Annotated in this window: 15 protein-coding genes; 2 read left to right on the plus strand and 13 right to left on the minus strand. The window is 43.5% G+C overall.

What is annotated here, in order from left to right:
- Window positions 1–20 precede the first annotated feature (20 nt).
- The 13 genes from DXA18_RS12420 to DXA18_RS12480 form a co-directional block, all read right to left on the minus strand.
- The gene (locus tag DXA18_RS12420; RefSeq protein ID WP_118384168.1) at window positions 21–2,174 is read right to left on the minus strand and encodes a hypothetical protein; all 2,154 of its coding nucleotides are present in this window, start codon (window positions 2,172–2,174) and stop codon (window positions 21–23) included.
- Window positions 2,175–2,189: 15 nt separating this feature from the next.
- Window positions 2,190–5,951 (minus strand): toll/interleukin-1 receptor domain-containing protein, encoded by a 3,762-nt coding sequence (locus DXA18_RS12425; RefSeq protein ID WP_118384169.1) that lies wholly within the window; start codon window positions 5,949–5,951, stop codon window positions 2,190–2,192.
- Window positions 5,952–5,955: 4 nt separating this feature from the next.
- Window positions 5,956–7,182, minus strand: a complete 1,227-nt coding sequence (locus tag DXA18_RS12430; RefSeq protein WP_118384170.1) for a transglutaminase domain-containing protein — start codon at window positions 7,180–7,182, stop codon at window positions 5,956–5,958.
- A 116-nt stretch (window positions 7,183–7,298) separates the two neighbouring features.
- Window positions 7,299–7,490, minus strand: a complete 192-nt coding sequence (locus DXA18_RS12435; protein ID WP_118384171.1) for a hypothetical protein — start codon at window positions 7,488–7,490, stop codon at window positions 7,299–7,301.
- A 41-nt stretch (window positions 7,491–7,531) separates the two neighbouring features.
- Complete coding sequence (locus DXA18_RS12440; protein WP_118384172.1) at window positions 7,532–11,323, minus strand: hypothetical protein; 3,792 nt, start codon at window positions 11,321–11,323, stop codon at window positions 7,532–7,534.
- The gene (locus DXA18_RS12445) at window positions 11,320–12,585 is read right to left on the minus strand and encodes a hypothetical protein (protein ID WP_118384173.1); all 1,266 of its coding nucleotides are present in this window, start codon (window positions 12,583–12,585) and stop codon (window positions 11,320–11,322) included. The genes DXA18_RS12440 and DXA18_RS12445 overlap by 4 nt, the downstream gene beginning before the upstream one ends.
- Complete coding sequence (locus tag DXA18_RS12450; protein WP_118384174.1) at window positions 12,573–13,364, minus strand: hypothetical protein; 792 nt, start codon at window positions 13,362–13,364, stop codon at window positions 12,573–12,575. Before DXA18_RS12450 ends, DXA18_RS12445 begins: the two co-directional genes overlap by 13 nt.
- 28 nt (window positions 13,365–13,392) lie before the next feature.
- Window positions 13,393–14,376, minus strand: a complete 984-nt coding sequence (locus DXA18_RS12455; protein ID WP_118384175.1) for a hypothetical protein — start codon at window positions 14,374–14,376, stop codon at window positions 13,393–13,395.
- Window positions 14,370–16,799, minus strand: a complete 2,430-nt coding sequence (locus DXA18_RS12460; protein WP_118384176.1) for a tubulin-like doman-containing protein — start codon at window positions 16,797–16,799, stop codon at window positions 14,370–14,372. The genes DXA18_RS12455 and DXA18_RS12460 overlap by 7 nt, the downstream gene beginning before the upstream one ends.
- 31 nt (window positions 16,800–16,830) lie before the next feature.
- On the minus strand, window positions 16,831–19,023 hold the full coding sequence (locus DXA18_RS12465; protein WP_147345600.1) for a hypothetical protein: 2,193 nt from the start codon (window positions 19,021–19,023) through the stop codon (window positions 16,831–16,833).
- A gap of 290 nt (window positions 19,024–19,313) precedes the next feature.
- Window positions 19,314–21,425, minus strand: coding sequence for an immunoglobulin-like domain-containing protein (locus tag DXA18_RS12470; protein WP_118288099.1), 2,112 nt, complete (start codon window positions 21,423–21,425; stop codon window positions 19,314–19,316).
- Window positions 21,426–21,485: 60 nt separating this feature from the next.
- Window positions 21,486–21,653: a hypothetical protein gene (locus DXA18_RS12475; RefSeq protein WP_158567135.1), complete on the minus strand. Its 168-nt coding sequence runs from the start codon at window positions 21,651–21,653 to the stop codon at window positions 21,486–21,488.
- A 234-nt stretch (window positions 21,654–21,887) separates the two neighbouring features.
- The gene (locus DXA18_RS12480) at window positions 21,888–22,508 is read right to left on the minus strand and encodes a helix-turn-helix domain-containing protein (protein ID WP_009242236.1); all 621 of its coding nucleotides are present in this window, start codon (window positions 22,506–22,508) and stop codon (window positions 21,888–21,890) included.
- A gap of 525 nt (window positions 22,509–23,033) precedes the next feature.
- Between DXA18_RS12480 and DXA18_RS12485 the strand changes: the two genes are divergently transcribed.
- Both DXA18_RS12485 and DXA18_RS12490 read left to right on the plus strand, forming a co-directional pair.
- Window positions 23,034–24,176 (plus strand): XRE family transcriptional regulator, encoded by a 1,143-nt coding sequence (locus DXA18_RS12485; protein ID WP_118384178.1) that lies wholly within the window; start codon window positions 23,034–23,036, stop codon window positions 24,174–24,176.
- A complete protein-coding gene (locus DXA18_RS12490; protein WP_002341493.1) occupies window positions 24,169–24,375 on the plus strand; it encodes an excisionase in 207 nt (68 codons plus the stop codon). Before DXA18_RS12485 ends, DXA18_RS12490 begins: the two co-directional genes overlap by 8 nt.
- Window position 24,376: the final 1 nt, after the last annotated feature.

Here is a 24,376-nt window from a genome sequence, read left to right on the forward strand (position 1 = left end):
ATGCTCTGGATGATTAGAGTTCAACAGCTTTTTCGTTCTTCCTGATATCTGTGTATATCCTCCAGGCTGCAGATCACACACGTGCCTTCTTTTGCCAGTGTTCCTGCTATCTGCATGCCCTCCGGTCCACACCAGACACCGGATACGATTTCTCCGATATGATCCACAAGTTCCACATCTGACTGCACATAATCCGGATAATATTCTCCAAGTCCCTTTTCCCGGTTCACCTGCACGATCATATCATCCACCTGCTGAAGCGTTGCTACTGATGGATCGTCGCTGTCTATCGGCACCAGTGCCGGATGCATTTTCGCCAGATAATTCTGATTCTTGAACTCCTCGCAATACAGCTCATAGCAGGCGCGGATCTCCGCAAGCGTCCTGCCTCCGTTACTTGACAGTCTCCATCCTTCCGTGCGGACATATGCCATCCATCGTTCATGCTCCAGATTGTAATAAGCCGCACGCTCTGTTTCGCTTAATGATGACAGTATCTCAGCAAAATCCACCGGCTTTACGCACCTGCGGTAACATTCCAGTTCTTCGCCTTTTTCCGGCACACGCAGAATACCATATCCCATTTCCCATAATTTGGTACTGATATGCATGCCATTCGCTATACTCGACCGGCGATTTCCCTGCTTTTCATAAAAGTTCTGCACTGCATACCGGCGAGACTCTGCATCGGATCCCCGGTTCAGACGGAAATAATGCGACTGCACACCAAGGCCCAGATATTCCAGTACAAATGCCGCATCTGATTCATTACCATAATAAACCCCGCCACATCCAAACGGTACAATTCCATAGGAAAGACTGGTCTTTCTTCTCGTATTTTCCGAAAGTTCACTGACCGCCATTTTCTTTGCCAAACTTTGCACATACGCACAGATAAATGGTTTCGTATATCCCGTTTTTGCACAAAAATGGCGTCTCATCCATACCGCTGCACGAATTGATCTCTCATCATCTCCCAGCGCTGATACACAATAATCCACCTGTCCTAATGCGTCCAGTTCGTTCTGCATTATGCTGCTGAATACATCACCTTCGTGGATACAAATCTGATAACTTCCTCCCTCTGCCAGAAGTTCCGGGCATTCTTCTTCCAATCTCTCTTGCAGATTTGTTCCCTCCAGATCAAACAGATGAATATTCAGCTTATAACTTATCATCTGACCACTCCAGACAGCCGCCTTCAGAAATTCACATCCTGCTTTGCCACCGCCCACAATCAACAGCGTAAGCGTATTCTGCTTTGCTCCACCTGTCTTCATCTGATTCATATACAGCGGATATTCATATAACTGTTCATAGACTGCATCCCGCACTTCGTCTACAAGCACAACTTTCAGATCCTGCTTATCTTTGGCATCCAACAGAATCTCCGCTTCTGCATTGGTCGCATAACAATGAAGTGTTACATTTCTCTGACACAACCTCTGTTTGGTATACCAGGCTGATCCACTTGTCATGTCATGAATCATTTTTAGTGTCTGATCTACATTCGCATCATCGTCTTCTGAGATTATATAATAATTCACCCTGCGTCTCTGACTATTCAGTCTCACATGTATGATCTCTTCCGGCAAAAGCACCGCATTCAGCTTACGTGCACTTTTTTCCTGATCCGTATTAACACCGTCCTTCTTGTCAGAACAACAGAATACGATTTCCAGTCTGCGTCCCGCTTTTTTTGCACAGCTCCACATATCGGTGGCAATCTCTAACGAACGCGTATTCAATTCCGAAAAGATATACAGATCATGTTTTTTCTTCAGACGCAGCCGCAGCCGCTCAAATGTATTCGAAAAATACTGCAGCACCACACCTAATGTAAAGATCGGCGCCAGCAGATACAACGTCGCCGCCAGCATTTTATATGGAAGCAGCATAGAGCCAAGCATATCTCTCGTAAGCATACTGAGGATATCATCCGCACCGGTATCCACCACAAACATCCGAATACTGTGTGAAATACACATGGCCAGTGCAATCCCCGCATTCTCCTGCATATACATCACCGGAAAACACATGGTTACCGACGCAAGAAATACACCCGCGCCCAGATATTGTATTCGACTTGCTCCCTGTTTTCTGCAGATGATATACACCACAGTCCCTGCCAGAACAAACAAAATTGCCATAGCAAAACATATCTTCCATATCATGTTCTAATTACTCCTTTATTCCGACACAAAGTACTGCTTTTTTTCTGCATCCGTAAGTGTCGCTCCATCCAGTACATCCTCTGCGCGTTTCTTCAGTTCCCGATAATCATATAACGGTGCGTAATAGCCATTCTCACCTACCAGCCAGACCACAAATATCTCATTGCCCTCAAAGCTGGCATATCCACTCGGCACATCCGCATAAGCGTAAAACTGTCCATCGTCATCTACCGAATATACTCTCAGGCTGGAATCCTTATAATCGCCATCACTCCACCTGTAACCACGATACATAAGTCCAAAATAATTGCTGTTTCCATCTGTCACAAGATTGCCACTGGCATCTCCGGAATCATCCCCCATCCGCACTTTGCCGGATTCCACATCCCACATCGTCAGATACTGATCATCTCCATAGCTTAACAGATACTGATCCTGATTCATAAATGCGCACTGCACCGTTTTATAATATCCGCTGGCAAGTGACTGCTTACAAGTACCCGTTTCCAGATCCAGAATATCGATTGTACCATCTGTCGTATATGCTGCAAGTACCGGGCTTTCCTTACCCAATACAAATCCGTTCCAAGCTCCCATCGGATACTCCTGCTTGCCATCGATCTTCTTCCATTTTCCTGCTTCTACATCCCATACTTTCAAAAAACTGGAATCATAATCACGCACCTCCATAATCACATATTTATCATCTGCTGTGACTGCAATATCTGCAATATAATTTTCTGCATCCACGAACTTCTCATCATCTACAAGACCGTCTTTATTCGAAACATCAATCCCGTCTTCCGTCATATCTGCGACAATAAAACGGCGGCGACTATATACAACGCATCTTTCTGTCTGATGAAAACACTGCACAGCATAATTCCGGTAATCACTTTCTTTCAGAAGCTGTCTCCACAATACCTTCCCCGTATCCAAATCTACCAGTGTCTCCCCTCTTTCTTTGTCATAAAACATCAGGCAGGTCTGATTCTCCAGTTTGCAGATGCTCACATCATTTATCCCGGAATCTTCTCCACACTGGTATTTATAGATTACTTTATCCTCCCCGACTTTCGATACGCTCAGTGTCTTAACAGTTCCTATTGAGCCATCTTTTCCTTCGACCACACGATACGTAGCCGTATCATCCCCCTCAGGGACTGATATATATTCTATATCGTTATATGAACTGTCAAATGTGAGTTTCTTCATCTGTGTATCCTGTACCCGTCTGCAAAAAGTTACTTTTCTTCCAGACTCTTCTGTCCTGATTACACTTCCCATCGCATTGCTATATACCACATTTCCAACATTCTTATGAATTTCTCCGATCACCAGATCTCCGGTATTCTCTACAATTCTCCCCGCGAATGCCGGATACATTCTTCCATCCTCCAGGCCTACTATATACCACTCATCCCATTCATGTCTCACACCTGCAATATTGCTGGAATATACCTGCGAGCACACAGTACTTCCCGTTTCTGCGTCTAATTGTAAAAATTTATCTTTCAGCGACACTACTATCAGACTCTGTTCATTTCCATCCGTATTCACAGCAGCCGTCTGTATGGTACATGGTCTGGATATTGCCTGTACGTCATAGTCTTCCGATGTCCAGACACGCTCTCCCGACTCTGTATCATACATTGTTACATAGTACCTGAGCGGAGGTTTGTCATCATATGCTTCCACTTCTCCCGCTAGTTCACACTGCACCACTGCCACACGATGTTCCCCCGCATATGTCATCACATCCGAATCCACATCAGAAAGTCTGGTAATGCTCTCATCTGCAAGCGACACACATATAACACCTCTTTCAACATTTTCCTCCGCAGGACTGCCAGCACTCATCGCAATTTCGCTTCCATCTTCATTAAACACCATAGATGGCCGATAAATGAAGTCCTCACTTTCATACTCTATCTGATGTGTACATGTTTTCTGTTCCAGATCATAAACCCACAGAATATGTCCATTTGTAACCGCAAGATTCGTACCTGATATCGCATAATAAAGATTTGCAGCTTGAATCTCTTCTTCCTGACGTTCAATCTTACTTACAACTTTCTTCTTTTTCCAATCCAAAAACAAGATTTCTTCCTGAGATACTGCAACCGCCCGGCTGTCTGATATAGGTGCGATGTACTGAAATGCACCAGCATCATACCCTTTTAATTTGCCCGGATTTATCTTCCACGTACAGGTACCTGATTCCACATCCAGTACATACGCTGTTCCCTGCTGATCCAGACAAAAATATGCTGTTCCGTCCGGGCTCAGGTATTCTTCCTGATCCCCATCCTGCTCCTGTACCTGTGCATCCAGTTCATAAGAGCGATCTGTCTTATAGTCCACGATTGTATCCGTGTGCTGATAAGAATACAGTGCCTGATTCAATGCATACATCTGCTCTGGCACCACCGGTTCATCGGCGTCCGGATCGTCCGGCGTGATTGCCATCACGGTCTTAAGTGCACCCATTCGGTCACCGCCATCTAACAGTTCCCCGGAAATGCCCGCAAGATATCTTGCCTGATTGCGCCTCGCCTCCTGATACTGTGCTTCCGTCTTTGCTGCCTGATACAGTGTAAATGCGGTCACTCCGACTGCCAACACCGCTGCCGCACTCACACCCGCGATCACACGGCGGAACATGTAATCCCGGTGTCTCTGCTTCAGCTCATCATAAGTACAGCCAAGCATCGGCGCTAATATTCTTAAAAACTCTTCCTTCAGCTTCTTCTCTATCTCTCTGTGATCGGCACCTCTCACATCTGCTGCCATCGGCTCGATTCGTTCACGAACTGTTTCTGCCGTACCGTCCGGTCGATGCAATATTTTCTCTTCATAACACAGGATATCCGGAAACGCCTCTTCCGGCTCACCCTCTGCCAGCAGTGTCAGCACTTTGTCCTTCGTATGCGTCAGCAGAAATGTCTCAATCTCCCGCTGTACCCATTCCGACTTCACGGATCTCGGTGAGCAGATAACGATCAGATATTCCGAATTTTCCAATGCCTCACAGATACCCATTGCCAGATTTGCAGACAATGGAAGTTCCTCTCTGTCGCGAAATACCCGTTCAATCTTTTTCTTACCGCTGATCTCCTGAATCTTCTTCGGCACCTTATAATGTTCCAGCATGGTATGCAGCTTTCCTGCCACAAACGCATCCGGCTCGCTGTGACTGTAACTGATAAATGCATCATATCTGACCGGTTCTTTATCTTTGATCAGTTCATAGGTCTCTTCAAACGTATCTCTGTCCACAAAGTTAAACTCAGCATCCACGATATTTCCACCGGCATTCCGCTTAATCTCATAGAATACAAGCGCCGCATCACTGGATGCGGTAAGTTTTGTACCCCAGCCGGTTCCCTTAAAATAATGTTCCGGATCTTCCTTATGAAGTTCCAGCCTTCCCTGCTCTATGAGGAACTCAACCTCCGGGCACATCGGATCCCCCATCATCCAGACTTCCCGGTCTTTTGGAAACTGCTCGTACTGATCACCATCTATATGCCTGTGATTCTTTTCAAAGAACTCTGCCTTATTGGGGTACGGCCTGCCGGCTGCATCCAGCTTCACATAGTCTCCTACATGCGCTGTCTCCCCCTTTTCATCTTTCGTTTCCATTGTATGTACTTCAAAGGTTCCGTCATCTGATTGACTTACCAGGCCTTCTTTTATCAATCTGTCAAGCCCTTCACTCTGTTCTCCCAGTCTGTACGCATTTACCCTTACCGGCTTCTTTCTTGCTCTTCTCATCTCTCTACTCCCAGTACACGATCAGCACACTGCTGGCCGGCTGATATTCCCATCGCGTTTCTTTCGGCTCCTGTCCGCTCTGTGCCTTCATATATTCCATCATCTGCTGTGACAGATCGCCTTTCAGCTGTTCCATAATCTGATTCATCAGATCATTACTTGCATACTGAATCTTTGTATATTTTTTTCCATCATTATAGGCCTGTTTCATAATATCCAGTGTCATTCCGGCATCTGCCGTTTCCAGATATCTGCCCTTCATCCGATAATATTCCAGAGAAGTATCCGTACATTCCGGCAGCGGATAAGTACTATCCGGCGTATGTGTCTGATTCAGCATCTGCCCGGAACAGCACAGGTATTCATATGCAATAAAATCTTTCGTCACATCTTCTCCCTGTAGTTCCCGGTAACCAGGGTCTCCCCAGGTAGTATCCACGTAATAATACTGTCCATCACATTTCACGATATTCCATGCGTGTGGTCCGCCTCCTCCGTTTCCTGTTACCCAGATACAATCCACGCCTGCCCGGTCAAGCAGGTACTTCGTAGCTCCTGCATATCCCGCACACACTGTTGTCCAGTTGCCAAATACACTATATATATTCTGATTATCCGGGGCAGACAGATCATATTCCGTCATGTCTACCAGCGTCTCAAAGACATATTTCACCTTATCGTAATCTGAACCGCCAGCCGGCACTCCTGCCAATATCTCTTCTGACTGTTGCTTTACGATTGCCTCTCTCTTTTCACGCTCTGCACCCGTATAATTATAATTCAAATTCAAGATCACCCCTGTCGGGTTTGTATTGTATGTATACTGCAGACAATCCAGCCAGAAATACTCCGGCCAGTCCAGATACACACTCTGGAAGATCCGCGCCAGCTGATCCTTATCGATTCCTTCCAGCTCAACGGATGCTTCCTCATTTTCTATTGCATCGCACACTTTGTCATAACAATTTTTCTCTGCACCATCCAACAGAGAATAATAATATCTCAGGTAATTTTCTTTCGGTTCTTTTTCTTTATCTTTATCATCTGCCTGTGCCTGATCCTGCACATCTTTCGCCTTGTCCGGGTCATCCTTCTGATCCGGCGTCAGATCTTTCACATCCTGTGTAACCGCCTTAACAAAATCCGTCGGTGACACTTCTATCATTACACCGCCGAAAAACAGCACCAATGATAACAATATATATTTAATAACTGATAACCCTTTTTTCATTCCTTAAGTCTCCCTGATTAATTGATGGTATCTGCCCAAAGCCCCATCATATGTAATGCAGTAAAAGCGGAGTATGCCTCTTTATGAGTGCATGCTCCGCTCCTGCTGTCCATCTCTTACAGCGGCGGAAATTCCTGAAACGGTGTACGTTTCTTTTCCTGCTGATAAGACAGAGAATATTTCTTCATATACTGAATAAATCCTCTTCCATACTCATCTTTCCGCATCATCGTTCGAACCTGCTCTCTCTTTCCGTAAGCAGTCTCATTCAGATACAGCAGATACTGGATCTCGGCCCATTTCGCCATACCTTCATATACTTCCAGACGATTCTGTGCCCCATAAGCTTCTATGATCTTCTTATCATCCAGTTTTGGTATTGCCAGATATGAGTCAGTTCGTGAGCGATCGTTGCCATAGCAGCGAGCCTCGGTGAGCCATTTTCAATATACAGACTGTAACCGGACGCATCTTTCTGTGCAAATCCAAGCACTCTTCCATCCACACCCGGTGTCGGTACAAAGTCTTCACCAAAATGTTTTGCGATCGTCCTCGCATCTGTCATACGTACTTTAATCGCCGCATTGATCTTAATGCCATAGAAGATCTCCATATTGCGAAGTACCATCTTATACACATCTTTGAATTCTTCCCCTGTCCGCAGTGCGGTTGAAGAACAGTGGCTGCACCGCTCTCTGCCATCCTTCAGCACATCGTACTCGCCGCCTGCAATCTCTACGCCACAGAAATCACAGAAATGAGCACCGAGTTTATCCGGATCATATGCCCTGATATATTCCTGCGCTGCCTTTTCCTTATCGCGCACCTGCTGGAGTGGGTTATGGTCATAGCCATATGCCGCCAGATATGCTGTCGTGCCTGCGAAATCCAGGAAACCATCAATCTCATCATATCCATATTTCAGGAAGCAGTGCTTTTGATATTCCGTAAGTTCATGGTTTTCCTGATCGTCCTGCACGAGCTGCTCCGGTTCTTTCGTCTCTGTACTTTCCGAATCCGGTTTTTGCTCTTCGCCCTCAGAATATGTAAATTCCGGCTCCTCGTCATTCCATGCCGGCTGCACCTCTGCCTGCTGTTTCTTTCCAGACAGCTTCTCTTTAATCTTCTGGACAATGCCTTTCTTCTTTTCTGCCGTCTGCTCTGCCTCCGGGCATTCCTCCGGTTCCGGGAATTCCGGCACAAACTTCTCGACCGGTTTCTCCTTCTTCGGATGCTCTTTCATCTTTCTCTCATGCCATCCCAGAAGTTCCGTGATAATCTCAAAATATCGCTCCAGATTACGCTCCACAGAGGTAATCAGTCCCAGATCAATCTCACTGTCTTCTACAATGTATATGCCCGGTTCTTCAGATTCACTCTCCATTGAATACATCGCATATTTCAGATTCTCCGGAATCTCACTTTCCGTACTGAATGGAGTCACCGCACAGATATATGGATATGCATCCGGATAAGTTGTGCGGAAAATCTCATTAAGCATCAGTGCCATCGTATAACGGATCCGTTCAGATGCTCCCGGAAATACCACTTTCATCACCAGTTTATTGCGATATGAACGCACCGGAATACTGCTTACATAGATATGACGGCCATTTTTTAGATCATGGTAATCCTGCATTTCCAGATATCCGTCTGTCTGCACTTCTACCTGACAATATCCTTTCAGAATACGGATATCCCCAAGTGATTTCTGACCGCCCACGCTGGTATCATCCTGCCAGTTACGAATCGCAATATGACGAATCTGACGGTAATACTTACGCCCCGTAATATGGTCGGCTGCTCTTCTTACAACTACGCCATTGCGCGGTGTGATCGACTGCACTTCATAGTATTTGCCCCCATAAGTCAGGAACTGCCCAGGAATCAGCGCCTGGAAAATGTGTCCGTAAAGCTTCGCACCGATATAATATGTCTCTCCCTTTTCATCCTCTGCAATATAATATGCATTCTTCAGATTCTTGACAAACTCAGCGATCTCTGTATGTTCTTCGATCTCATAATACTTTCTGGTGATGGTCCGAAGTCCGTCTTCCATCAGTTCATCCCGGAAATGTATCCGGATATTAATCTCATCAATATTACAATGCTTATAGATCAGCTCTTTCAATGTATCTGCCGGTGTATCCTCATCGTACACAATACCGCTTACCATGAATGCTTCTGCAATATCATCCTCACATACCGGTTCACCTGCCATACGCATCAGAAGTTTTAACACGGTATTACGCTCTGACCTGGTATAATCTGCCACAATAGTCGGTACTGCTTTCGGGTCTGCCAGAAATGTCTTTGCATTCGCAAACATATAGTCTCTCAGCAGATAATTCTCGCTGACCACATTGATAAACCCCTGCTGTTTTGCCCTGGTCGCATAGAGGCGCACCATCTCAAACAGATTCTGGAATTCATCTTCCACAACCAGAAACGCATTTTCCTGCGACTTTGCACTCCAGAGATTGGAGTCCACCTGAAATGCTTTATTAAAGCTTTCCTGACTCACCGGAAGATCTGCAAAACCACAGATCTTTTTATAATACTGTCCTGCGATCCATTTCATATCCAGAACCGGGAATTTATCGCCACTGAACCATTTGGTATTCGCAATCTGATATTTTAACGCTACCGAATTAATCTCTGTGCCGATACCCATATATCGGGAAATATTAGAGAATATTCTGTGATGCATATACTCTCCATCTGCATCCCAACACATGATCGATGTGATCGATGCACTCTGGCTGGTTGCCGATACTTCTGTAATATTCGTACGAAGTGTATGCGACAACGCATCTACCAGCCCGTCACAGTTACGGTCACAAGCAGCATACACAACCGGCACTTCTTTATGAAATCTTCCAACCAGCAGATTCAATCCAATCTGTCCGGTCGCCAGAAGCTTCGATGGTTCTACGATAAATACGAATCCGACTTTTTCAAAAAACTCTGCATTCCTCTGCTGTATTTCAAAATTAAACAGATCACTGAATTTCAGAATCCCGATATCAGCATTCGTCACAGCCGTGTTCAGTACTTCTACTTTCCACAGACTGTCCGTATTGATCTGTTCTATGATTCCCTGCTCCAGCCACAGTTTCACATCATCTGTGGAGGAGTCTCTACCCATGACCACCAGAGTCTTCCGGTTCTTCATCAGCTGTCTCGTCATCGGAATCATCAGATAATCCGTCAGATCCCGGTAAAATGGGTTACAGAACAATACGCTCTGTCCTTTCATCAGCTTAATGCAGCTCTTTACATATCCCGGATCAATGTCCTTGCCGCTTTCCTTCAGCGCCCGGAAATATCTGCCAAGATTCGCTGATGCGCCATCCTTGCTCTCGCAGAGCTCTTCCAGCGTCTCAAATGCTGCCGGAACACCAATACCATTATCGATTGTCGTATCATATAATACATGCTTGCCAAACAGATTCTTCAGCACATCGCGCAGAAGGCCATAATTGGCCACCTTGTAAGCATCTTCATCTTCACCGAGGATATCCCCGATAAACTGTCTCTTGGTAAGACCGGACAAAAAGCAGATCATTTCGCCCAGCACGATCAATCCAAATACCGGATAAAATACCGACCGGAATGCCGCAAATGTCGGAAAGTACTGTGACAGCACAAACACAAATGCCGACACGCCGACTGCCGTATAATAGATGCCTTTCCACATGAACCGAATCTGTGAATATTCCGGTTTTATAAACCATTTATCCAGCTCTTTATCATACTCATAACACCAGCCGCAAGCTGTTTCAATCAATCCTTCTGCTGCGTGGTGCTTCTTTTTCAGAACATGCAGTGCAATCAGCTTCACGATCAGGAATCCTGCCACCATCAGAAGATTCACCAGATATACCAGATACTTCTGAAGCTTCAGTTGTCGAAGTGCCGGAAGCGTCTTAACTCCATATGCAACCAATTCTGTAGTCACACCATAGATCCCATTCAAAAAGATCAGCATGACCAGACAATACACAAATGCAATTACCGGCATCGGGAACTGCCTTGCACGTTCCGACTCATTCAGATTAATCTTCAGACTCGCTGTACAGAGGAGTATGAAAGATGCTGTACAGAGTATAATTTTGATCAATAGCATTATCCCTGTCATGACTCTTCTCCTTTCACATCCTCATACAGATCTTCTCTCTCAATCTTCAGACCTGTAATAAATTTGTACGGAGCCCAGATCATATCTCCCGCTGTATTGAGCGGAATCTCTGTCTTCCCTCCGTCTATTTCATAATAGTAAAGCCTGTTATCCTTTGGCACCTTATCTTCATCAAAGAATCTGGTTACATTCTTTTCAAATGCTGCCGCTCTTCGAATACCAAACGCTGCCGCCAGCTCTTCATCTCTTGCGATTGTTGTCCTAAGTGCCTGCTTATGCGTCCGAAGCTTCTGCACTCGTGCTGACACCGCATCCTTGCGCTTTGTGACCCCTGCATAGATAGACTGTGCCTTCATATAAGTACAGAGGGTTGAAAAATACTCCTCATACTTATGCGCAGAAGTATTTACACTATTAACTACTGAACGCATCAGATCATTGAACCGCTCCATACTTGCCACGATCTGCTTTCTGAGAAGAACCAAGGCAACGATTCCTCCGATTGCCACAATCAACGTCGCTCCAAGACTTATGCCAAGTGCTCCCGCAAATGCCCCACCTCCATTACGAAGCGAGTTGAACATATACGGAATATATCCCATCAGATATACGAGCAGAATTAACACTCCTGTGCTGATCACAACACCTCGGCGCATCCGCACCGCAATGTCTTTTTTCACCTTCCTGTCAATCTCATTAACCTTCTTCTGAATCTGCTTTCCATCCACTGTACTTCTGGTATCGCTGGTCAGTATCTGCAGTTCCAGCGTATCCAGCTCTTCTTCCAGTTCTTCAATCTGAAAGCGATCCAGTTCGTACTCTTCATCAAAAAAGCTTTCTGCACGAGATTTCACCTGCGCCGCCGCACGGTCTACTGCCCGTCTCGGCATCTTCAGATATCGTTCCACATTATCCGACTTTTCGCGCACACTGGTATTCCAATACATCAGTTCATCTGCCGGACAGTCTCTGCTAAGCCCGATATCTTTTGTCGAAATATACAGATCTTTTCCGGATACTTCTGTGAAGATTACCGGTATACGCTGCTTTTCAACAATCCTGGCACCATCCTCAAATGCATTCTCCGGCTTCATACCGAGCCTCGTCTGTACAAACGCAGACGCTGCTTCCATTTTATTCAGATGCTGGTTCAATGTCTCTCCCAGTTCTTCTTTTGACACCTCGATCTGCATCCGGTACAGCTTATATGCCTGCAGGATGCTGGCCGGTATATGGTTCACAGCCACCGTCAGTATGCCCATCCAGAATTCCACCAGTTCTCTGGTATAGCGGCTGTTCTCCGGATTCGTAATATCGCCGCAGATAAAACGGCAGATGCCGGATAGTTATTTCTCCGGCTGAAATCAGAACTCTCCATCTCAAACGGAGATTTCCATGACTCATAGATATAATTCTCATCATCCGGATGTCTGCGCAGAGAGAACAGGTAGACTTCCTGCGGACGCACATCAGAAAACGTATACTTTTCTTCCAGTGCCTTTCTCGCCTTTTCTGCTTTCTCCGATACTCTCTCCTGCAGATAGATCGGACGCAGACCGTCACGGTATTGTTCTGACAGGGCATAGAACTCTTCTCTGGAAAGTTCGGAAGCTCTTACTCTGTGAGTCACTCCCGTCTCTACATCCACATACTCATAAGCTTCTTCAAAATTCTTAACCGGTGCTGCCGGATATCCACAGATCATATGCGTCAGACGCACCAATGGTATCGCACTGTCCTGCGGCACGGCATCCTCCGCTGCTTTTACAGCTTCCGCCGGAAAATCAAATGGATTCTTCTCATCCGGCACCGGACCTTTCCGATTGCCATAGACAGGCTCTGCACTTACGATCACAGTCCTCCAGTCAACTTTTCCTCTGATCTGTTTGTACAGATCCGGGACAGACGTTTCAAGGTCTGTTCCGGATTCATTCCAGTCACAGAAACTAATGGCTCCCTTATCCACAAACGGTTGAAAAAGATAGCGGTATTCTCTCAGCAGATCCGATGAGTGCTTACTCAGTATTATCACTGTATGCATTACTTTCACCGCCTTTATATTCTGCTAATTATTCTCGTCTCTCTCTGGCGTTCTCGATCAGTTCCTGCATCTTCTCGCACAGATTCTCCTGTTCCTTGTTCTCCAGCTCATTAGCTGCGATCTGCATCAGATCATCTACGTAATCGCTGAAATCGTCTCTCCAGTTTGCAAAATACCAGTCTACATTTTTATCGAATGCTTTTACCTGGTCAAATACGAAGTTGCCATATATCCAGTCAAGATCATCGCCAAGCACGATGGTACTCATGTATTCGTAGATCATCTGCAGGCTCTCTCTCATGATATCTTTGCCGACCTTCTTATCAAATTCTGCCGCCGGTGTAGATACCTTCAACAGCAACGCAAGGTCAAAAATTGTCAGTCCGCTCTTCTTAAACTCATCTGTTTTTAACTTACCGATATGCTTCATCAGAAGGCTGTTCTCGATTGTAATCTTACCGGCGCTGTTCTTCTCTGCCGTAAACTTCTTATCCATATAATTCAGGATTGTCTTAACAACGACCGGATTAATGATCAGCGCATCCAGCACTTCATAGTAATGATCACAAGGTGTACCATTCGATACCACAAACTCTTCGGTATCAATACCATTTAACTGCAGTCTGTAGAGATATTTGCCCTCTGCAATTTTCCGGTAACTGATCAGATTGAAGATCATACCAAGAATAAATGCACGGTAAATTCTTCTCTCCTGACGTTCCTGATTCTCGTCATCCAGATCCGGCAGACAGGTAATGATATGCCATTTACGGTCGATATGCGGAGTGATCACCGGTGTCTTATCTGACTTCGGCTTAATCTGGCTGATCAGTTCATAATATGCCTTGTAATACTCACCTTCGCATCTTCCGTCTGCTTCGCTTCCCGGAGCGAACTTGGACAGACCATTGGCACGCAGCCCGTAGATTGCCTGATAGAACATGATCATATTCAACGGAATATCTTCATCCGGATTGCCACCGTAATTGCCAAGTTCCTGAGCGATCAGCATAGATCTCGGAGAATCGTCCTCGGATCCAGCTGCTTGCTGTATGTGCAGGCTGCGATTGGTTCCCTCTGTTCGCCAAGCGGTCTTTCGATAAATGGATTAGAAAGGCTTCTGGTCTCTGCGATCACACGGCGCACATACTGTTCTACACGTCCGTAATCATATTCATTGGCCTCGTACTTAGCTTCTCTTTCCAGTGCTGAAAGTACATCCATATTTACCGTTGTACCGTAAATCTCCATCAGAGATTTTTCAAAATATCCGATAATTCCATCTTCGAATAATTCCTCGAAGTATCCGCCATTTTCCGGTTTGTCCTTCATCATGGAATATCCGCGGACTTTTGAATAAATGTCCTCTGCCAGCTCCTTATCAATCGTAATCGTATTGCCGGTATATGGCATTTCCTTCAGCAGTCTGTTAAAGCAGTTAGCCGATGCACACACATAACGTGTAGTTTTACCAGCTGTATTCACATATTTTTTCAGCAGAGAATTGATTCTTCTGTCCAGTTTGCCAATGCGATCTTCGAAAGATGCATAGAAGGTCTGGAACGCATCGCACAGATTGGTAATATAATCAATACCTTCTCTCAGTACTTCTGCCAGCACACTGCTTGTTCTGTACTTATCCACCTCACTCAGATAATAACGGAACTGATCCTTCATCTCCTGCTGCGTCTTCTTATCCATCTTACGTTCTGTCAGCTGATCCACGGTCTCTGTCTCATCCGTCTTCGGATCATCAAATATATTATAGAAGTCATCAAAGAACTTCTCTTTTTTCTTATTCTCTTTGTCAACGAATACCTTTTCCTGTTTCATCAGTTCCAGTGCCTGATATAGGAAATAACGGACTGCATTCGGATGGATAAATGCGTCATGCTGATCGCGCAGATATGTCTCCATCTGGTGTGGAAGCCGATCCTTTGTTGCTGAATCATTCTTTGCACGGAAGATGGTGTATGCGATGGTTCTTCCGGAATCCTCGCTCCGTCTCATAACCATATCTTTATACTTCTCAACTTCCATAAATGCAGACTGCAGATCTTCTTTTGCCTCTTTTTTACCGACCTCGATATCGTTGATCAGTCCCATCGCCTGTCTCTTCTGTGAATCCAGATCCAGCTGTCCTGTCATCACGCTGGTCTTTACAAACTTCTTCAGCTGATCCACGTACTCAGACCATTTATCGCTGACTTTCTTGTATCCACCGTCATCATAGATGGTGCAGGCCTCCTCAATTGCCTTGGCAAACGGATCTTTCTGTTTTGCCATCTGCTCAATCGAACCGATATAACTCATAGACGGATCGATATCATTCACATGGAATCCCTGCGCACGCATTTCCGAATTTGCCATGCAGCGTTCTCTGTACATATCATCAAATACCAGCCACTGCTTCGATACACATTCCTTTGCCCAGTTAAGTGCAATATATTCTTTTACGTCCTCTGTCGGGTAGATCAGCATCGCTGAACCGGCTCCCGCATAACGGTTGCGTCCTCTCTGTGCACACAGCTCACGGATTGTATTATCCTCAGATGAATTGCTTCTCTTATTCATCGGTCCGATAGACTGTGAATAAATACAGTTTGCTGCATGATCCAGATACTGGTTAAAGCTGTTCAGCTTCTTACCTTCTGTATTCTGTGCATCAAACAGGAAGCAGAAATCATATGGTCTTACATCATATTCTTCTACTTCGGAAGAACCTACGCGCGGGAACTCTACACGTACTGTCTTGTCATATTTCTCAGGCAGGGTCTTATCCCCTTTCATCAAAAATGCATCCAGCTCACGGAGTGCCGCATAGGCATTACAACGCAGATTGTTACGCTCTGACTGGCCACGAATCACTTCATAGAATACTTCCGGAAGGATAAAAAATCCTCGTGTAATATTCGCACTTGCCTGGAACTTTGTTGCCAGATAATTCTTCAGGTAAAGTGCCACCGGAAGGATCAGTCCGGATCCGGTACCGCCGGCCAGTGAACTTACAATTACCACACGCAGAGCCTGCTCGCCGGAATCTCCTTCCAGCTTATACAGTTCTTCAATTGCTTTGTGTAACGGCTCCATATTACCGGCACGAATTGCTGTATCTAATGCAAGTCTTGAAATCGCTCTTACCTGTCCGGCTCCTTCTGTCAGCGACTTGCTGTTCAAAATACCATTTACCGGAAACCAGGTATCTCTGGCATGCGTATCAATATTCAGATACTCGCCTACCGTCAGTTTCGTAGAAGTCTGAATTGTCTTGATATACGGATTGGCCTCACGGATCTCGCGCAGCTCATTGATATCCGTATCAAATACTGCAAAACCAATATGCTTTCGCTGTTCCTCTGTAACCATCTTGGATACACGGCTTACAATCTTGGAACCGGTTCCCCCAAGTCCTACTAATAATGTTGGTGCAATCATTTGTCTTCCTCCTCACTAAAGTATTGCTTTATCATTTCCTCTTACCCTTTTTGATCGATCCGTCAGCAGTTCTCTGCACATTCGGAATACATGTATAAGTAAATTCAGGTGTTGACACCACAATGATCGTACTCGCTGATATGCGGTAATGTCCTTTGTAATTATCCGGTATAGACATTCCGTTAAATGTCGTATCTTCTTTACCTGCAAAAGTCGATGTGTTCAAGATCATCATACTTCCGCCTCCTGCAGCCTTCACCCTCGCAGTCTTCTTTACCGGAGCCGGTGAAAATGTCAGCCTTCCGACCTCTGCCTTATATGGTAGAAATACAGATAACTTATTCTTCTCAAAATTACCTTTCACTATCGAATCACGTATCCCAATCTTTTCGGCCGTACATTCAATAGATGGTCTTGATTTCATCTTTCTTGGAAAACGCTTTTTAAACGGTGGGATATATCCCAGAATCAAAATCAACAGCAGTAGGCCAAGCGCAATCTGCTTCCAGTAGTGTTTCAGATAATCCAACACACCTCTGTCATCCTTGATCTTCATCGATACTGTCTGCGCCTTGCCATAAGAATTACCGTCAATCTCTGTCGACACATCAACTGTAACCTCTGCTTTACCGGTATCGGTCTCAAACATTTTACCGTCTTTATATTTTGGAATTGCAATCCATGTAGACACTTCACTGCCTTTCTGGATATCCCAATCCAGCGCAAATGTATCTCCCTGCTCATTCACTGTGCCGAGTTCTACCGTTGCATTCTCCCACTGCTCTTTTGTCAGCGGCTTGCCATTCTTCTTCGCTGTAATCTTCAGTGGTTCCGCATGATCTATCTCTTTTAATGCCACAGACTTCGGCGCCTGTACCTCCATATCAAGTGTACATACCTTATAAGTCTTTTCTGCATGATCCATATAATCATTCAGATACACAACATCCGCCGACAGCTGAAGTTCATCTCCATCAACCTGAATATCAACCGTCTGCGTAACTCCTCCGTTGCCACCCAGCCCATACTCCTGTCCATTCACCGTCAAGGTATATTCCGGCTTGCCAAGCAGCTTAGAATCCTTAATAAACTTTCCAGACAACAGATCGATAAATCCAACCTTTACCTGATACGAACCTCCTTCAATGGTATCTCCATCTACTTTCTTGCCGCCCTTCAGCAATTCTGCTCCAAACTCTACATTTGGTTCATAATATACCTGAATAGAATCTGCTCCTTCTATATTCAGAGTATACTCTCCTTCTACAATGGATGAAGACGGATCTGCAAATACTGCTACTGCACCTTTTAATGATGTGTCTTTCGTCGGAACCTGCGTTACATAAGAAGTCTGTCCTGCGCCGTCCGTACTGCTGCATGACACGCTGTAGCAGTTCTCCATCTTGACTTCGCCACCCTCTTTATTCTTCAGGCTCTTAATATCTACATTACTTCCCTGTGCAAATACGATCAGCTTACTGAGTGGCACATCCAGTTTCAACGGATTACCAGCCTTATATCCCGGATATTCATTTCTTTTAAAAATACGATTGCTTACAATTGCCAGTTCATTGATCACCGCCGCACTGTCTCCGGCTTTCTGTGCATAGAGTCCTGCGTCCTCATTGCTGTCCGGCACATTCTCGACTTCGCTTCCCATGCCAAGGAACTGTACGTACATATTGTCCCGGGATGCAGCCTTCTGTTTCAGATCCTCTTGCAGACCTGCTGCCGGCACATCACTGTCAAATATACCATCTGTCAGCACTACGAGCCAGCCTTCCTGCGCAGCCCCGCTGTCTAACAGTGCAGTCAGTTCTGCTGATGCCGTATTCACCTGTGTATACGGTGTTCCTTCCGGATCCGGTGTATACATATTATGAATCTGCGCAATGTCATCTGTAGACTGCACCGTAATGGATGTCGTTCTGTCCGTACCCGCATTGCCATTCACCGTAACCGGATGCATCGGAAATACCTTCATCACATCTCCGCTGTCGAAATTCATCATCGCAGCAAACACTTCCATCGCATAGGTTGCCTGCGACCACGCCATATTCCCCGGCTTGTACATACTTCCCGAGTTATCAAATACTACGTAGATTGCTCTGTTCTTTCCCGCCTGTGCTGCCTGCACTTCCTTCGGCTGCGAGACCAGTATAACGGTCATCAACATAACAACTGATAACATCACACTCAGCACACTCTTACATACTCGCTTCATCTTCTGTCCCATCCTCATAACTTTTCACTCTTCTCAACCAGAATCCATTTCACTCCTGATTGAATACAAAACATAAATTTCTTATAAATTTTATATCTGATTTTTGATTATCCGCATAAACACTATACTTTCAAGCATTTTGAAATATAGGAAAGCACTCATTTTACCACGAATTTACCACGATTGAATGAGCCTTGATATGACGTAAGAATTTGAAAAGGACACCGTATAGTTTGGTGTCCTTTTACATGAAAATCATTAGTCGCTATTGATTGTTATTATACATTTTGTTAATTGTTCTTATTTCTTTTACGTTTTTTACCGAATAAAACAGCTAATACACCGGTTGAACCAGCAAACATAGAAGTAAACAATCCTACGTTTGTCATATCACCTGTTTTTACAGGGTTCTTTTGTCCGCTAGGCTTTGTTGGAGTAGTTGGCTTGCTCGGTTTCTGTGGCTGTTGTGGACTTACAGGTTTATTTGTTGCTTTTTCTTTTACGGTAACTGTAATTGTTTTTTCAGTAATTGCACCATTTTTATCTACTACACGGAAAGTTACATGATAAGTGCCAGCCTTAGAAGTATCTACATCATTTGCAATAATGTTATCTTTTGTTAAAATAATCGTTCCGTCCTCTTTATCTGTTGCCGTCACATTTGCCAATGGGTCGAACGTATCGCCTACATTCAATGTAACATCATTTGCTGAAATGATTGGAGCAGAGTTAAGGTCGCCTGTATTTTGTTTCACAGTTACAGTAATCGTTTTTTTAGCAGAAGCTCCGTTTTTATCTGTTACTTTATAAGTCACATGGTAAGTACCAGCCTTAGAAGTATCTACATCATTTGCAACAATATTATCTTTTGTCAAAGTGATAGTTCCGTCCTCTTTATCTGTTGCTGTTACATTTGCCAATGGGTCGAAAGTATCGCCTACATTCAATGTAACATCATTTGCAGAAATAGTTGGTGCTGTATTATCTTCTCCTTGTGAGTTTAACGATAATTCTACTTTTAAAACAACGTTTCCGTCTTTATAAGTACCGCAATCATACTCATAAGTAACTGGTTTTTTTACATCATCTACCGTTATAATTCCTGTATCTTTATCTAAAGTTCCATTTGCAGTAACTTTTACTTTTGAAATATCTATTCCTTGTTCAACATCTTTTTTTAAGTCGATTTTATTCCCTTTAATATCAATATAACCGTTGCCTACAAAAGCATGATTATTTTCAAGAACTTTATTCTCTCCGACATTTAACCAGTATAAATCATCGCAAATTAATTTTTTAATTTTTGTGTTTTTACTTATATCAAGACCTCTTATCCCTTGTTCAAAAATTTCACCGCAACGTAGCATTTCAAGTTCTAAATTATTGCTTAAATCTAATTTTTTAATAGTTGTATCATGACAAAAAAGGCGTGTCAGTTTTGTGTTTTTTGTTACATCTAATTCAGCTATATTTGTCATATAACATGATAGTTGTTTCAAATTAGGGTTCTTACTTATATCAAGTGTTTTTACTTTTGTATCTCCTATATCTAAAGTGACTAATTGCGGATTATGTGTGACATCAAGTTCCATTAATCCTGTATTGCTACAAGATAGTTGTTCTAAGTTAGGATTGTTTGTTACATCTAAATTGGAAATAGAGGTACTATCTGCAAATAACGTATTCAATTTTTCATTCTTAGATACATCAAGACTGTTAATTGATGTATTATCGCAAAGGAAAGCTTCCAAATTCGGATAACGTGTTAAATCAACGCTTCCTACTTTTGAAGAACGACAATCTAATCTTTTTAAAGATGAGTTTTTAACCGGACTTAAGTCTGAAACAGAAGTCGTAGAAACATCTAAAGACTGCAAATTTGTTAGATATTGAATACCCTCTAATGAAGATATCGTTTTCATACCATGTAAGTTTAAGAATTGGGCTTTTGATATTTCATCAACAGATAACACACTATCGCCGTCTTTATCAAATTCTGCAATGATTTGTTCTCTAAATACTTTGTCTGGAAAATGTGTTTCATCAATAGCAATGCTTCCAGCTTTTACTTCTGTATTTTTGCTTGCTTCAACGGTCTTATCTTCGGTAACCACTTCTTTTTCTGGTGTTGCAGGTGTTTCCTGTTTTGCACTTTCTTCTTTTAAAGTTTCTGCATTTTCAGCAGTTTCTTCCTGTTCCTTGTCTGTTATATTCTCTTGTACTTCTGCGTTTTCTGTTTTCTGTTCCACAGGAACTTGCTCTGTCTTGTTTTCTTCTACAACGGCTTCCTGCACAACTTCTGTGTTTTCCTGTGCCATGACAGGAGTAGGAAGCCCTGTAAGTGCAGTTGTTGTTCCAATCATCAATGCGGAACTTACTGCAAGGACTTGTTTTTTCTTCATAGTTTGTTCACTCCTTATTTTTCATAAATTCTTTGCATAGAAAAACGCACAAACTCCCCCTTATAACTGGATAATCTGTGCGTTCTGTTTATTATTGATAGAATTGAAAAAAGGGCAGAATTTACTTGTCTGTCTGTCTGTCTGTCTGTCTGTCTGTCTGTCTGTCTGTCTGTCTGTCTGTCGCAAGCGTAACAATGTGTGAACATGACTGTCAACCCTTTCTTTCAAAAAAATTCAATCCTTGCTTCTATACAAAAAACATTATACTGGAAACAAACACCTCTTTCAATCTTTTTATGCGTGCAAGATAAAAAAATTGAGACATCACACTTTTCCTTTTTTCCTCTTGAGTACCCACAACAGAAAAGAAAAAGCCCTGTCAAGAGCTTGCCACCATTGGTGGTGCTTTGCACTCTTGATCGGGCTTTTTGTTTGCTGTATCTTCTCGCAAGAGGAAAAAGATTACTCGTCCTCATCATCAAAATGGTTATTCCTTAATACTTCCCGTAACAGTTCCATATCCTCTTTTGAGTTCGGATTTATCATTTTCACGACTTGATAAGGTGTCCTATATTTATGTCCCTCTATGCTTTCCCCAAACATATCCATACTGTATAAATCATCATAGCGGTCTAGTAATTTTTGAAACTTCAAATGCTGGATAAATTCTTTGATTGGGTAAAGGTCGGACGCTTCAATGCTTTTCCCGTTGATATAGTCTGTAATGTATTCCCGTAACTTTTCCAACTCATATTCCAGCCATTCTTCCTCGCTGTCAAAGAAGTTATCATAGTGTCCGTGTTTCAGTTCTGCATTTAGACGTTCTTCTGTTCTTAAAAACTGACAGACTTCTTTTTCAGACTGATTGACATACTTCCATTCTCCCGATAATAATTCATTCGGCGTTACGTCCAGCACTTCCATTATCTTTTCCAGCGTTTCATAAGCAGGATAGTTCAACCCTCTTTCAATCTTGGAAAGGCTCTGCATATTGATACCGATTTTGTCCGCAAGTTCCTGTTGTTTCATTCCCCTAAATTTTCTTATGGTCTGTATATTATTTCCTAAATGGCTTATTTTCATTGCACAACCCTCCATATCTCGTTATATCTTCACTGTTATAAGTCTATCATGCTTAATATGATTTGTAAAGACAAAAAAAGATATTGACAAATAAGCATATAAGAATTACTATGCTATTGTGAGTGAATAAGCACAATAGCATGAAATACAAAAACATTCAAAAAGAAATACCCATCTGATTAAACCCGTAGATATGAATATTGGTTGAAATGGAACTTGTTAGAAAAGGCAAAACAGGACTTGCTGACAAAGTATTTCTGACACGGTGGCGGAAGCCTCTCAGGCTTACCGCCATGACACCTTGTGTCAAGGGGAAGAAATGCTTTGTCGGCTGGCGAGCTGCGAGCCTTGACTGTGCCCCCGTTATCTAACAGGGGGGCACTATTTCACAAAAGACAAGTCAAAAACCATACAACCCCAAACCTGTGAGTAGTAATGAGAAGTTTTAAGAAGATAGTAATTTCACATTCTTTTGAATAGTGGTTTACAGGTATTTCAAGGCTGTTGTGGGATTGGAGGAATACAATGAACAATTTAGAATTTGCACTTGAAATGAAGAACAAACGTCTTGCAAGCGGTCTTTCACAAGGAGAACTTGCAAGTCTTACCCATGTATCAAGATATAGTATCAACCGCTTTGAGAACGGAAAAGCCAACGCAAGTAAAGAAACACAGAACATTATCCTGCGTTGTCTGAATTACTATGTCTGTGATAAGCCTTTTTATCTGCTCGTTGATTATCTGTCTGTCCGTTTTCCAACGACTGACGCATTAGAAGTTATCCGAAAGGTGCTTGGCATGAAAGCGGACTATTTTATCCATTATGACTATGGGTATTATGGCTATAAGGAGCATTATGCCTACGGGGAAATCAAGGTCATGGCTTCTGATGATGAACACATGGGTGTATTTTTAGAATTAAAAGGGGCAGGCTCACGCAACATGGAATATGTCTTACAGGCACAGAACAGGGATTGGTATTCATTTTTAAACCGCTGTCTTGACTGTGGCGGTGTTATCCGACGTTTTGACTTGGCAATCAATGATATGTGCGGTCTGCTGGATATTCCCGTTTTGTCTGAAAAATACAAAAATGGCGGTGCGGATTGTCGCTGTAAAAACTATGAAAATGTACAAGGTGGAAAACTAAGCGGAAAAAACCGTAATTTAGCAAGTACCCTTTATATCGGCTCAAAGGCAAGCACAAAATATTTCTGCCTGTATGAAAAACAAAAGGAACAGGCAACCAAAAAGAAACATACGGATATTATCAACCGTTTTGAAATTCGTCTGCGTGATAAAAAGGCAGTACAGGCAGTTGAGGAATTGTTATTGACATATAACCCTCATGGGTTGGTGTTTTGCCTTATTACTGATTTTGTGCAATTTCCCGATTATCCGCTGTGGGAGATATTCATTTCCCATGACAGTTTACCTTTTGAAATGAACCCCGTACCTGTCAATATGGAACGCACTCTGCAATGGCTGGAAAGACAGGTCATGCCGTCAATCGTGATGATAGAGGAAATCGACAGGCTGACAGGCTCAAACTACATGAAAATGATTGATGAATGTACCCACCTTTCCGAAAAACAGGAAATGCTTGTAGAACAGATGTGTACGGATATAGCAGATGTAATCGAAAGTGAGGGGGTGTTTTATGAGTAATGCACAGGATATTCCCGTATGGGAAAAATATACCCTTACCATTGAAGAAGCGTCAAAGTATTTCCGTATCGGAGAAAACAAGTTAAGACGCTTGGCAGAGGAAAACAAGGACGCTGGCTGGCTCATTATGAATGGCAACCGCATACAGATTAAACGCCGACAGTTTGAACAGGTTATTGACAAATTGGACGCAATCTAAT

It is taken from the genome of Dorea sp. AM58-8 (assembly GCF_003464045.1).
Classification (GTDB): Bacteria; Bacillota; Clostridia; order Lachnospirales; family Lachnospiraceae; genus Claveliimonas; species Claveliimonas ammoniilytica.

What these genes read in the sequence shown, in the direction of transcription:
- DXA18_RS12450 (WP_118384174.1), bottom strand. Translation starts at nt 13,364, where the DNA reads ATGCATACAGTGATAATACTGAGTAAGCACTCATCGGATCTGCTGAGA.
- DXA18_RS12445 (WP_118384173.1), bottom strand. Translation starts at nt 12,585, where the DNA reads ATGGGCATACTGACGGTGGCTGTGAACCATATACCGGCCAGCATCCTG.
- DXA18_RS12435 (WP_118384171.1), bottom strand. Translation starts at nt 7,490, where the DNA reads ATGGCGAAATGGGCCGAGATCCAGTATCTGCTGTATCTGAATGAGACT.
- DXA18_RS12460 (WP_118384176.1), bottom strand. Translation starts at nt 16,799, where the DNA reads ATGATTGCACCAACATTATTAGTAGGACTTGGGGGAACCGGTTCCAAG.
- DXA18_RS12455 (WP_118384175.1), bottom strand. Translation starts at nt 14,376, where the DNA reads ATGCTGATCGCTCAGGAACTTGGCAATTACGGTGGCAATCCGGATGAA.
- DXA18_RS12470 (WP_118288099.1), bottom strand. Translation starts at nt 21,425, where the DNA reads ATGAAGAAAAAACAAGTCCTTGCAGTAAGTTCCGCATTGATGATTGGA.
- DXA18_RS12465 (WP_147345600.1), bottom strand. Translation starts at nt 19,023, where the DNA reads ATGAAGCGAGTATGTAAGAGTGTGCTGAGTGTGATGTTATCAGTTGTT.
- DXA18_RS12430 (WP_118384170.1), bottom strand. Translation starts at nt 7,182, where the DNA reads ATGAAAAAAGGGTTATCAGTTATTAAATATATATTGTTATCATTGGTG.
- DXA18_RS12425 (WP_118384169.1), bottom strand. Translation starts at nt 5,951, where the DNA reads ATGAGAAGAGCAAGAAAGAAGCCGGTAAGGGTAAATGCGTACAGACTG.
- DXA18_RS12480 (WP_009242236.1), bottom strand. Translation starts at nt 22,508, where the DNA reads ATGAAAATAAGCCATTTAGGAAATAATATACAGACCATAAGAAAATTT.
- DXA18_RS12485 (WP_118384178.1), top strand. Translation starts at nt 23,034, where the DNA reads ATGAACAATTTAGAATTTGCACTTGAAATGAAGAACAAACGTCTTGCA.
- DXA18_RS12490 (WP_002341493.1), top strand. Translation starts at nt 24,169, where the DNA reads ATGAGTAATGCACAGGATATTCCCGTATGGGAAAAATATACCCTTACC.
- DXA18_RS12420 (WP_118384168.1), bottom strand. Translation starts at nt 2,174, where the DNA reads ATGATATGGAAGATATGTTTTGCTATGGCAATTTTGTTTGTTCTGGCA.
- DXA18_RS12440 (WP_118384172.1), bottom strand. Translation starts at nt 11,323, where the DNA reads ATGACAGGGATAATGCTATTGATCAAAATTATACTCTGTACAGCATCT.